At 55.2% G+C, this 11,297-nt stretch carries 10 protein-coding genes and 1 pseudogene; 6 read left to right on the top strand and 5 right to left on the bottom strand.

Features of this window, described 5'->3' with window-relative positions; all coding sequences use genetic code 11:
• Positions 1-47 precede the first annotated feature (47 nt).
• Positions 48-410 (bottom strand): helix-turn-helix domain-containing protein, encoded by a 363-nt coding sequence (locus CON76_RS10150; protein ID WP_101103243.1) that lies wholly within the window; start codon positions 408-410, stop codon positions 48-50.
• Positions 411-484: 74 nt separating this feature from the next.
• Between CON76_RS10150 and CON76_RS13155 the strand changes: the two genes are divergently transcribed.
• Positions 485-796, top strand: a complete 312-nt coding sequence (locus CON76_RS13155) for a hypothetical protein (RefSeq protein WP_169929034.1) — start codon at positions 485-487, stop codon at positions 794-796.
• Positions 797-1,078: 282 nt separating this feature from the next.
• Here the strand turns inward: CON76_RS13155 and CON76_RS10145 are convergent, their stop codons facing one another.
• The 4 genes and pseudogenes from CON76_RS10145 to CON76_RS12890 all read right to left on the bottom strand — a co-directional run bounded on the left by CON76_RS10145 (position 1,079) and on the right by CON76_RS12890 (position 5,662).
• Positions 1,079-2,428, bottom strand: coding sequence for a recombinase family protein (locus tag CON76_RS10145; RefSeq protein WP_240592836.1), 1,350 nt, complete (start codon positions 2,426-2,428; stop codon positions 1,079-1,081).
• 36 nt (positions 2,429-2,464) lie between these two features.
• Positions 2,465-2,902: pseudogene (locus CON76_RS13870) on the bottom strand (recombinase family protein); the annotation flags it as partial.
• 239 nt (positions 2,903-3,141) lie between these two features.
• Complete coding sequence (locus CON76_RS10140; RefSeq protein ID WP_101103241.1) at positions 3,142-3,999, bottom strand: ORF6C domain-containing protein; 858 nt, start codon at positions 3,997-3,999, stop codon at positions 3,142-3,144.
• A 436-nt stretch (positions 4,000-4,435) separates the two neighbouring features.
• Positions 4,436-5,662 (bottom strand): hypothetical protein, encoded by a 1,227-nt coding sequence (locus tag CON76_RS12890; RefSeq protein ID WP_145995410.1) that lies wholly within the window; start codon positions 5,660-5,662, stop codon positions 4,436-4,438.
• A gap of 101 nt (positions 5,663-5,763) precedes the next feature.
• On the opposite strand from CON76_RS12890, the gene CON76_RS10130 reads away from it, so the two are divergent.
• The 5 genes from CON76_RS10130 to CON76_RS10110 all read left to right on the top strand — a co-directional run bounded on the left by CON76_RS10130 (position 5,764) and on the right by CON76_RS10110 (position 11,285).
• Entirely contained in the window at positions 5,764-6,555 is a 792-nt protein-coding gene (locus tag CON76_RS10130; RefSeq protein WP_101103239.1) for a ParA family protein, read from the top strand.
• Positions 6,552-7,433, top strand: coding sequence for a ParB/RepB/Spo0J family partition protein (locus CON76_RS10125; protein WP_101103238.1), 882 nt, complete (start codon positions 6,552-6,554; stop codon positions 7,431-7,433). Before CON76_RS10130 ends, CON76_RS10125 begins: the two co-directional genes overlap by 4 nt.
• Positions 7,434-7,736: 303 nt before the next feature.
• Positions 7,737-9,302 carry an ATP-binding protein gene (locus tag CON76_RS10120; protein ID WP_101103244.1) on the top strand — a complete coding sequence of 522 codons (1,566 nt, stop codon included), beginning with the start codon at positions 7,737-7,739 and terminating at the stop codon, positions 9,300-9,302.
• 106 nt (positions 9,303-9,408) lie between these two features.
• Positions 9,409-10,323: an ATP-binding protein gene (locus CON76_RS10115; protein WP_240592834.1), complete on the top strand. Its 915-nt coding sequence runs from the start codon at positions 9,409-9,411 to the stop codon at positions 10,321-10,323.
• Positions 10,324-10,340: 17 nt separating this feature from the next.
• A complete protein-coding gene (locus tag CON76_RS10110; RefSeq protein WP_145995409.1) occupies positions 10,341-11,285 on the top strand; it encodes a hypothetical protein in 945 nt (314 codons plus the stop codon).
• The last annotated feature ends 12 nt before the right edge of the window (positions 11,286-11,297 follow it).

The raw sequence follows: 11,297 nt of genomic DNA, 5'->3' as shown, positions 1-11,297 counted from the left end.
AGGCGGTGGCTGTGAGGCAATGTGATTACCTCCAAAAAGTGTGGTACTTAGTCATGTTCTTGCTCCTCGATGTGGCGCTGCAGCAGCTGCACCGCCGTCAAGGGCTTGTCGTTGGCCCACTGCGTCAAACGCTCCAGCGCCGCCTCGTCGAGCTTGCGCGGCGCACCGCAGCGCGGCTTGTCGAGCAACGAATCCAGACCCTCGCGGCACCAGCGCGCCCACGTGTTGCGCACCGTGCGGGTGGTGATGTCTTGCGACTGCGCCACCTCCTCCAAACTCTTGCCCTGGCCCAGCAACAGCAGTGTGCGTGCGCGCTCGCGTGCCCTCCAGTCGTGCGACTTCTTGTCCACCTGGCGCAATGCCTGCACATCCGCTTCGTCCAATGCCACTTCCAGACGCTGTCTTGCCATTTCCACACCTTCGCGACGTCACGCGGCCTCTGCCGCACACGGGCGGATTACACACCAAAAACGGGCTTGGCAGCATGACTCGTGAAGAAACTTTTGATGGTCAACTTACGCTGTATCGACATGCTCCAGCTTCTTTGTATAGCTTCGCAAATCGTAAAAATTGCTCAAAAACCGGGTTGGGCGCAAAATTTTTTTCAGATATGCAAAATTCGGTTCGAGGCAGTCGTGTCGGTACCAATCGCATGGCGCACACCGCTGGGGCCATGTCCCTGCTGTGGACGGCACTTTGGGCCGACAATGGCGTGGCCCACACGCAGGAGTTTGCATGCCACACCACACCGCTGAAACCACCTACACTTCCCCCATCGAGCGTACCGCTGGGCTGATCAAACAGGCGCACGCCCACCTCGTGACACCTCTGACCACAGGCAAGGCTGCCTAATCTGGGTGGCGAATCACAAAGCCAGGCTTGCGCCACAGCGGCCTGTCCTCAGGCTGTAACGCGTTCTTCTCCATTCCTGTACCCTTTTTGTACCGTTTTGGGACATAAACGATACAAACTAGGTGTCACTTTTTGCCTGTTTTGGGCCATTCAGAAGCAAAAAACCGGTCTTTTGGACCGGTTTTGCGTACCTACGACGTGCCAAACAGGGTCAACCCCGCAGCCGTCACACGGTGGACAGCAACAACGCTTCGCTTGCAGTTGTGGCCTCAGTATCCGTATCAGCCTCTGCGTCTGAAGACAGCGCTTGCAGCCAGTGCCGCGTCTCGACGGTCTGTACCGTCCAGTGTGGCACTGTCACCGGCTGTTCGCTGCGGTGGTGCCGGGGCTGGTACTGCAACACAAACTGGCCTTCGAGCTGACCGGGCACCATCACTTCTTCGGTGCCACTGGCCAGGGCCAGCGCCGCGCCGATGGAGAAGCGAACCGTGAAGTGCGAGGTGTACTTGCTGCTCTTACGCTGGAACACCACCTGCGGAAACACCCGTGCCAACACGGTGCGCAAACGCTGCGGTGGCTGCTGCTCGTCAAACAGGCTGTCCACCAGCGCATGGGGACTAACCTCAAGCTGCGCACGCACGGCCTTTTCGTTGACGAGCGCGTGGCCGCTGTTGAGCTGGGCCAGGCGTTGACGCAACTGCACCACCTCGGGTTGCAGGTCGTCGTAGCGCTGCTGCAGCAAGTCGTCCTGCAGCGGGTCGCCCGACATCATGCGCAACAACCGGCTCTGGGTCGCCAGCAGCCGGTTGAGTTCGGTCTGGACGTGCAGCGTCTGCTGCTGGGCATTGTCGTCGAGCAGGCCACGCAGCGCCTCGCGGTGCGCCTCCAGGAACGGTGCCGACAAGAAGTGCTGCATGGCGTGGGTCAACAACTGCTGCACCCCGGCCGTCGCCACCGTCGAGGTCAGCAAGTTCGGCTTCTCCTCGGGCTTGGCGCTGGCGCGCTCAGTGCAAATCGCACAGTAGACCGAACGGCTGCGCTTGTTGGGTGCCGTCAAAGCCAGGGTGCTGTGGCAGCAGCCGCAGCTGAGCACCCCCGTCAGGGCGTGTGTACCACCCCCATAGCCGGATCGGCTGATGGTGCCACGGTGGCAACGCTGCCAAGTTTCTTCGCTGACCAGGCGCAGGTGTTCGCGCAGGTACTGCACGGTCTTGATTTCGATGTTCTCGTCCCGAGCGCGCTTTTGGTACGTACTCGAGCCGTGCCAGACGAAGATGCCGTGGTAGATGTGGTTGCTCAAGATGCCCTTGATGCGCGAAGCCCGCCAGTGGCCCCCGTCGGCATTGCGTGCTTTGCGGCTGCAAGGTACGCCCTCGGCGTTGAGCCATGCGGCGATTTGGTGCATCGAGTCCCCGGCCGCGCGGCGTGCAAACACCTCACGCACAATGGCCGCTTCACTCTCGTTGATGACCCACACCGTGCCCAGCAGCTTGCCGGTATCGGCAAACTTACGCTCCAGGTTGTAGCCAAAGGGTGGGGGCGCAATCATGTAGCCGCGCTCAAGCTGTCCGAGCATGCCGCGGTCCGAACGCTCACCGATTTTGATGCTCTCTTGCGCGGCCATCAGCCCCTGCAAGCCGAAACGGAATTGCCATTCGGAGCTATCTGTGTCGAGATGGTCAGCGTAGGTGATGAGGCGCAACTGTCGGTTTTTGCGGAGTTTTTTGAGCAGCCGACCGATTTCTTCTGGGTCGCGACTCAACCTGGACAACTCATCGACGAACACAACCTGAAACTTTCCCTTGGTCATCCAATCCTCGAGCAACCGATGGTACCCGTTCCGGTGGGCATTACCTTTGGCTGTGCCGGAGATGGCTGCATCGGTGTAAATGTATCCATCGCCATCGAAGCCGTGTTTAGCCGCCAGCTGACGGCAACGCCGAACTTGGTCTTCTAGCGAATTTTCGCTTTGTTTGTCAGACGAGAAGCGCGCGTAGATGGCAAAAGCCGGTGGTGGTGACGCAGTCACCCTGGTGCAATCATTTGACATATAAATCTCCCTGCTGTGTACCAGCATTCAGTTATGGAATGGCCCGGGGGGTGCGCTGTCAAATTGCACACCCCGGACGCTCTTACATAGGTATAGTCACAGCCATGCCGAAATCGGGCCACCGATCGCTCAAAAGATGAAATTTTTTTGAGCGGCGGCATCTACTGGCACCGCAGTCAAGGATGAGCTGCGGTGACAGGCAGGTGAGGGAGCCAGATCCGGGCCGAGACGCTGCTGGCTCAGCAGTCGCTGTTGACCCAGTCAAAACACGCCTCGGCGTGCTTGAAGGGGGAAAGCAGCTCACCGACGTAGGCTGGGTCGTGCAGGCGAGTCCGTTCCGCATAACGGAACAGGTAGTTGCGCAGGATCACGCGCAGCAGGGGCAGGCTGTCGCAGGCGAGGCGGAAGCTGTGATCGTCCACGACCTGACGTGCAGGATCGGGCAGCGGTGCAGCGTCGTGGGTTTGGGTGCGCGGCTGGGATGTATCAGCCGTCGGCACGCTGGGCCAGTATTTAGAGGCCCGGCGCAAAAATTGGCAAGCGGCCTCGAACTGGGTTCGGGGCAGGTTCTGGTACCGACGGATACCGAAGTGGTGCTTGAACTCGGTCCAAACGGTCTGATACGGCAAGCCTGTGTGGTCCCTGCGCTTCCTGGACAACTCTTGGAGCCGCTTGACCTGCTTGGGAGTGATGGAGACCGATGTCGACTGGGATGTGACTGATGGGACTTGTGTGGGCACCGGTGCCGACCCATCTTGCTGTGATGCAACCGCGATCAGGTAGCGGCACAGCTGCTGCCCGCGGTCGCTGTTCTCGCTGGCGGTCAGCACGGTCGCTGCCGGTAACGTCAGCAGAAAATTCTGTTGCGGGGCGGTCTCGCCTGCGAGGGCTTGCACCGAAAGCTCGTAATGCCGATGGCACACCAGGCCCAGTGTTTCGGTCTTGAGGCGGAACCAATCAAGAAAGCCGATCGGGTTCTGCAGGTACTGGTGCAGCAGGCGCGCCTGGATGCAGGGTTGTTCTACGCCGTTGATGCGCGCATGCGTGAGGGGAATGGGTGCGCTTGGGTTGGAGTGCACGGGTGCGGTGTCAGCCATGAAAGGCTCCTTGGTAAACAGCTTAAAACCCACTTCAACGTCGCCAAACGCGGAAGCGGACCATGCAGGTTGGCGAACCGGTACCAAGGAACCGGCACACCCTTACGGGTGTCCCACACGGCCCGCTAAAAGTAGAAAGCTGTGTCCCGTCGCACTACGGGGTATACAAACCAGCCAGTGATGACTGTTTGATGCACTTGGTATTTCGAGTCGCCAAACCCTTGCCTTACGGCTGACCTGATTTTAATGTATTTTTCAAGACAACTACCGTTGTTTTATGGAATCACACAATAACTTTGTTGCTAGTCAACTTAAATCTTGGCAAGCACTGTGCGAGAGACAAAATCTAGGACAAAACAAGGCAAGCGTACTCATCTGCCTGTCGATTCATCTGAGGAGAATTATGATGGGTGTACAAATTGTACACTCGATATTTTCATTTCGGTATCAATTTTCCTGCGCGCAGGGCGTCAGCAATTTGATCAAAGGCAACCACACGGCCCATCTCTTCACCAGTGGTCTCGTCCCGGGAATAGATTGCTTCGTCCACAAGGTACAAGAATTTGGTGCGCGCAAGGTTAAGGAACCCAACGACTCTGCTGAACTGCTCAAGAACGAACGTACGGTTTGCTGACCTGCTTTTAGCCTCAGCCAGTCTTTGCTCCTGGTCTTCCCTTCTCAGCACGATTGGAGCCTTGTACGTTGACCAGTCGCGATCCACGTCGATCAACTTTTTGACGTAGCTGAACAGATTTCGTGCCTTGAACAAACCCTCTCCCATTGCAGTCACAATCTGGCCGAGGCGTTTACCCTTACGCGTAGCAATTCCCATGAGTTTGAAGACTGCAAATCGTGTAAGTCCTTTGGTTTCGAGTATCGCCACATCATCAGGCAATGCGCTTTGACCACCAAAAACCTTCTTTTTGGCAAACTCTTTCGGTTGTGCTTCGTGAGGTTGAGCCTCAGTCGACCCTGTGGATAACTCAAAATCCACCGCGGGGTGACTCTTCGTAGAAGATTGAATATCTAAGGAAATACAGTGGGCGTCGGCCAAAATGGCCAACGCTGAGGATTTTATTTCATTTTCATCGTTTTTAGATTTCTCTAAATCAAGTGGTGGAAATGTTTTTTCATGTAATGAATTTGAAATTTTTTCATTGCAACCACCAGTTATGCTATGAGACTGTTCGCTGGGTGTAGACGGCACTACAGTCGCAACTGTTGCGACTGCTGGATGTGGAACTGAGGTCACTACACTTGTGACTTGGGTCTTTTCAGGGGGCACACACGTAGCTGTTGCGTCGGCTATAAGGCCGAGCGTTCGTAGTGCTGCTGGCGTTAGCCAGATATCACTGACTTGCATGCCGTGCCGCCGTGACTGTTTTTGGTGTCGCGTGATCCAGCCAGATTCTTCCAGACTGATCTTAATACGTCTAACTGTGCGATCACTGATGCCTAACCCGGCGGCAAGGCAGTTGTTACTGACGCGCACCGACTCTTCTGGCTTACGTACGCAAATGTTGCGCACAATACGTGCCAGCAACATACGTCCTTGATAATTGAGCTCAGACAGTCCAGCACCATCGCACCCGGAGATGCGCGAAAGCGCCCGCCCGATGAGGGGGGGGAAGTCTTTTAGCGGTGGATGTTGGTCTTGAATCATGTTTTTTGCGCGACAAAGCTCCAGCCACACATGTATGGCTGTCACTGAACGTCAGCCGATGATATACTGAATTTCAAGACCAACCCCAAGATTTTCAAAATATGATCCTCACGTTCGCGAACCACAAAGGTGGCGTTGCCAAAACGACTCTGGCCATCAACATCGCCGATGCTTTGTCACGCGAGGGGTTGGATGTACTGGTCGTGGACATCGATCCACAGGCAAACGCTACATCGCTCCTCTATTCGACAGATGAGGTGCCGAGTGTTCCGTTAGAGAAGGTGCTCGACGGCAGCAGTAGCGTGGCCCAGGCAGTTATCGAGCAGACCACCATTGAGGGGGTGCACCTGATCGGTTGCACGCTCAAACTGGCCAACTTGGAGCGCCAGTTACTGACCACGCCGTTTGCAACGACCTTGCTCCTGGCCAACAAAATCAAGCCGATAGCGAAGGTGTACGACGTGGTATTGCTGGATACCCCGCCTGCACTGTCGTTTCTGACAGCCAACGCGATGGCAGCTTCCGACTTTGTCTTTGCCCCGTTGTCCAGCGGCTCCAAGTTGTCGCTCTTCGGTGCCGATGACTTGGTTGGGTTCATCAACCAAGCCAAAACCGTCAATCCTGCGTTGCAATTTGGTGGTGCGATCCTTGCGCGGCATGATTCACGTAAGAAGGTTTGCCGACTGGTTCAAGAGGCCTCCAAGGCCTACTATGACCGCGTGCTGGATCACACCATGCCTGCCACCACAGATGTGGAGAAGGCACAGATTCTCAATAAGACGGTACTTCAACTTGAGCGTGATAGTAATGTTAGTCGTGCTGTTATAAACATCACTCGAGAAATCATGGAAATTACAGGGTTGAAATCCAAGCGCGGAGGAGTCGCAGCATGAGAAAAGTTACCGATGCCCAACTTGCTGCAGGTCTGGGCATGCGCAAAAAATCAGAAAATATTGCTGCCGACCTGCGATCTACGATTGCAGGGCAAATGGCTGCCGATGCGCTGCGTTTGCCACTGGACAAGATCAAGCGCAGCGCATGGCAAGTTCGTGCCGTTGACGATCTGGTGATTGAGGAGATGATGGCATCCATCCAAGACACAAACGGCCTCATCACCCCAGTTGTGGTTCGTCCGGTGGATGATGGCATGTACGAACTTATCGCTGGCCATACGCGGTACGAGGCGTGTCGCCGCCTGGGGCACTTGGATATCATGGCTGTGCAGCGCAACATGAACGATGAGGATGCTGCGAAGGCACTGGTAGCGGACAACTTGGCTCGCAAGGACTTGAGTGACTACGAGATATCCAAGCAGCTCAAGGCCTTGTTCGACGCTGAAATTCTAAAAACCAATGCCGAAGCGGCACGTTTGATGGCCAAGACTCGCCAGGATGTGATCCGCTATAGGTCGTTTCAGCTGTTACCACCGGAGGTACTGGAGTTGATGGAGAAGAACCCCAAAATGTTGGGCGCCTTCACTGCGCAAAGCCTTGCTAGCTTTCCTGCTGAGCATATTGTTGAGGGGTGCTTGCTTTTCGCGACTGGCAAGTTTAAAACACAACAAATGCTGATTCAGTGGGTCAAAGCCAAGAGTGCAGAAAAAAAAGATACTAAGCATCCGGAAAAAGCCATTCTAGACAAGGATGGCACGCCGGTTGGCAGCCTGTCGTGTCGTGGAACTGCGCTCAAGGTTATGGCAAAAGGTCTGGACATGACAGCACTTGAGTCCGCTGTTCGCCGTGAGATCCGTCGACAAGGATTTGGTGCTTGAGCGTGAGATCTTCTATCTTTGAATACTTGGCACTTTGCCAGGTGTTTTTTCTTGTACCTACTTCCGCTAAGTTAAGTTATCAGAAATCAAAGCACAAAAATCGGAAAAAAATGTAAAATAAATAACGTGTTACGTAGAAAAATGACGTAAAAACAAGCCAAAACGCGTCAGAACCGCACACAAGCCCAACCGCAGGACCCAAAAAGACCGCCCCGGAAAAAGTTTCACGTGGAACACGCGTCCAGCAACACGCTGTCGCGCCGCTGCAACAGCCACCACACACGGGGTAATATCAGCGTCACCATGCCCCCATCCATTCCACACCGCAAGAAGCTGCCCATCGGCATCCAGACTTTCTCCGAGATCCGCCAGGAGGGGTACTACTACGTGGACAAGACAGCGCTGATCCTGCGGCTGCTGGACGAGGGCAAGTACTACTTCCTCAGCCGCCCACGCCGCTTCGGCAAGAGCTTGCTGCTCGATACCATTGCCGAGTTGTTCGCGGGCAACCGGGCGCTGTTTGCCGGGCTGCATGCCGAGGCGCACTGGGAGTGGGAGACGCGCTACCCAGTGGTGCGCATCAACTTTGGTGACGGGGTGTTGCACAGCCGCGTCGAGCTGGCCCAGAAAATCCAGGAGTTGCTGGCCGACTTGGCCTTGCAGTGGCGCTGGACTTACCGGGCCAAGAGCGTCTCGGGCATGTTCGCCGAGCTGTTGCAGCACGTTCACGCCACCACCGGCCAGCGCGCGGTGGTGCTGGTCGACGAGTACGACAAGCCCATCCTGGACAACATCACTGAGCGCGACGTGGCGCGCGAGATACGCGATGGGCTGCGCGACCTGTATTCGGTGCTGAAGGGGCAGGACGCACACATCAAGTTCGCCATGCTCACGGGGGTGAGCAAGTTCAGCAAGGTGTCGTTGTTCTCGGGGTTGAACCACCTCAAGGACATCACGGTTGATGCGCGTTACTCGGCACTGTGCGGCTACACCGATGAGGATCTCGACACGGTGTTTGCGCCAGAGCTGCCCGGGCTGGACCGCGACGAGATCCGGCGCTGGTACAACGGCTACAACTGGGGCGGTACCAGCGTGTACAACCCGTTCGATGTGCTGCTGCTGTTGGACATGCGCGCGTTTCGGCCCTACTGGTTCGAGACCGGCACTTCGACCTTCCTTATCGAGTTGCTCAGACAGCGCCAGACCTTCACGCCTGGTTTGTCTCAGCGCCTGACCGACCTGGACTTGCTCTCCAGCTTCGACGTGGACCGCATCGAGACCGATGCGCTGCTGTTCCAGAGCGGCTACCTGACCTTGCACCAGCAAGAGGAGATACTGCCCGGGCAATGGGTCTACACATTGGGGTACCCCAACTTGGAGGTGCGCACCAGTCTGAACCGGGCGCTGCTGCCTGTGTTGGGTGTCGCGGCACCGCAAGTCCTGCACCAGTGCTCAGCCCTGCTGCGGCTGTTACGTGCCAACGACTTCGAGGGTCTGCGCGGCTTGTTCACGGCCTTCTTTGCCAGCGTGCCGCACGATTGGTACCGCAACAACCCGATGGCACAGTATGAGGGCTACTACGCCAGCGTGTTCTACAGCCACTTTGCGGCGCTGGGGCTCGACATTGCGCTGGAGGACAGCACGAATCAGGGCCGCATCGACATGACGGTGCGTTTCAACGGCTGCATTTACCTGTTCGAGTTCAAGGTGGTGGAGCAGCATCCCAACGGCAAAGCCTTGCAGCAGTTGAAAGACCGCGCCTACGCCGACAAGTACCGTGCGTTGGGCCAGCCCATTCACCTCATTGGCGTGGAATTCAGCAAGGGGCAGCGCAGCGTGGTGGGGTTTGAGGTGGAGTATGCTGGCTAAAGGCGGAGGGCGGTTTCAAATCTGAAGTGGAACAGTCCTTCCCTTGATGTATAAATAAAGGTCATTTTTAATGTCTAGGATAGAAAAAAAAGAAGCTCCATCGAGAGTGGCAGAGTCTTCTCGTTTAGGTGAGAAGGAATCCGTATATTTGCCTAGGGTTCCGCGATTCAACCTCGATGACGATGTAATTCTTCCTGCGGAGACCAAGCTTCAATTCGAAGAATGTGTCGCAAAGCTGAAATACCATAAAAAAATCTACATCGACTGGGATTTTGGATCGGTAGATCCACTCGGTATGAGTACCATCCTGAACTTCTACGGGCCTCCTGGAACAGGTAAGACGCTAGCGGCTGAAGGCTTGGCGGGAAAACTGGGTTTGCCCATCATCATGCTTGGTATTGCCGAAATTGAGAGCAAGTTCATGGGTGAAACGGCGAAAAATATTCAAGCTGCGTTCAAGGCCGCCCACGAAACGGGTGCGGTTTTGTTTTTCGACGAGGCTGATACGCTGCTGGGAAAGAGGCTTTCTTCAGTCACTCAAGGTGTGGACAACGAAGTGAATGCGATGAGATCAACCATGCTGATTGAACTGGAGCAGTTTGATGGCATAGCCATTTTTGCGACTAACTTCGCAAAGAACTATGACGAAGCTTTCCGGAGTAGGATAAGCCATCATGTGAAATTTAACCTTCCGGATCAGGAAGCTAGGGTCAGACTGTGGGGACGGATGCTGCCCGAGAAAGTGCCACTTAAAGGAGAGCGGCAGTCGATACTCGAAACCTGTGCCGAACTGTCGGATGGTTTTTCTGGGCGAGAAATTAGAACATGCATGCGGCTGGCTCTGCCCAAGGTGCTGATCGAAGGAGAGAAACTGGGTGATTCGAGATTGTCGGTCGAGCACATCAAGTTGGCCATCCATCAGATCCGAGTGGCGAATGCAGAAGTCGCCAGCACCGATTACGCCAAGCTTTCGCCGCGCGAAGTTCAGGCCTCAAAGCGAATGCTGGGAATAGACAACTAAAACTGAAAGGAAGAGAGATGGGGTTTTTTTCTAAAGTCGGTTCCTTTGTAAAAAAAGCTGCGGGTGCTGTGGTGAGTGGTGCCAAGAAAGTCTGGGAAAAAACAAAGGAAGTCGCGGTCAATGCCGTGGTATGGATGGCCGAGAAGGCTGAGCGCTTCGTCGGCCAGATCAAGAAGGTGGTGGAGAACATCAAGCCCTTCATTCAGGAAAAGCTCCGGCCTTTCCTGAAGGTTGCTGCTGTCGCGGTAGCAGTGCCGTTTCCTTGGTTGTCCGCTGCAATCTTGAAGTTTGACGTTGTGCTCGGAAAAATTGCGGAATTTAGCGAAAGCAAGCTCGTCCAGAAAGTCGAGCGAGCGCTGCAGTGGGTGATCGACGCGGCAAAGCAAATTAAGGAGAGGCTCCTGCAGCCGCAAGAGATCAAGGAGGCTTACGAGAGACGTGAAGTGCTTCAGGAAGCGAAGGAGACGCTGCGTGGCGCTGATCGCAACCTCGTCGAAGTCGCCGAGCTGATAAACAACTTCGTCATCATCCGCTCGGTCATTGACAAGGCCCTTGAGGACAACAATGTCAAGGACTTTGAGCATTACCTTAGACTGCGCGCGGCTCAAAAGCTGATGGCAGGTGCGGAGCAGACGATCGTCAGTGCAAAAAGTTTTGAGAATATCACTGAGGATGATGTGTTCCTGTTGAAAGTTGGTGCCAACTTGATCGCGTCCAATCCCCAGCTCAGCGATGAAGATGCGATCAGACTTGATGAGTTGATTTGTATCAAATTTGGCAAGAAATTGATACCTTTCGTTTTTGAGGAAATGATTGTTGCGTGGAACCAGAATTTGAATGTAATGGAAAAGGATTGGAAGCAAAAGAACCAGCAGCTTTCCAAGAACGAGGTTCTGCGGCGGCGGATTTCGATGGCAAAGAAATTGTCAGAAATCAGTGCGGAAGAGGAGCGTATAAGTTGACCATCAAAAGTT

Origin of the sequence: Macromonas bipunctata (genome assembly GCF_002837135.1) — a bacterium.
GTDB lineage: Bacteria > Pseudomonadota > Gammaproteobacteria > Burkholderiales > Burkholderiaceae_C > Macromonas_A > Macromonas_A bipunctata.
Note: the sequence above shows the minus strand (reverse complement) of the source record. Positions and strands in the feature narration are given on the sequence as shown.

Bases quoted from the DNA above. Each gene is read 5' to 3' on its own strand.
- CON76_RS10150 (WP_101103243.1), bottom strand. From the start codon at position 410: ATGGCAAGACAGCGTCTGGAAGTGGCATTGGACGAAGCGGATGTGCAG.
- CON76_RS13155 (WP_169929034.1), top strand. From the start codon at position 485: ATGACTCGTGAAGAAACTTTTGATGGTCAACTTACGCTGTATCGACAT.
- CON76_RS10145 (WP_240592836.1), bottom strand. From the start codon at position 2,428: ATGCTCGGACAGCTTGAGCGCGGCTACATGATTGCGCCCCCACCCTTT.
- CON76_RS10140 (WP_101103241.1), bottom strand. From the start codon at position 3,999: ATGGCTGACACCGCACCCGTGCACTCCAACCCAAGCGCACCCATTCCC.
- CON76_RS12890 (WP_145995410.1), bottom strand. From the start codon at position 5,662: ATGATTCAAGACCAACATCCACCGCTAAAAGACTTCCCCCCCCTCATC.
- CON76_RS10130 (WP_101103239.1), top strand. From the start codon at position 5,764: ATGATCCTCACGTTCGCGAACCACAAAGGTGGCGTTGCCAAAACGACT.
- CON76_RS10125 (WP_101103238.1), top strand. From the start codon at position 6,552: ATGAGAAAAGTTACCGATGCCCAACTTGCTGCAGGTCTGGGCATGCGC.
- CON76_RS10120 (WP_101103244.1), top strand. From the start codon at position 7,737: ATGCCCCCATCCATTCCACACCGCAAGAAGCTGCCCATCGGCATCCAG.
- CON76_RS10110 (WP_145995409.1), top strand. From the start codon at position 10,341: ATGGGGTTTTTTTCTAAAGTCGGTTCCTTTGTAAAAAAAGCTGCGGGT.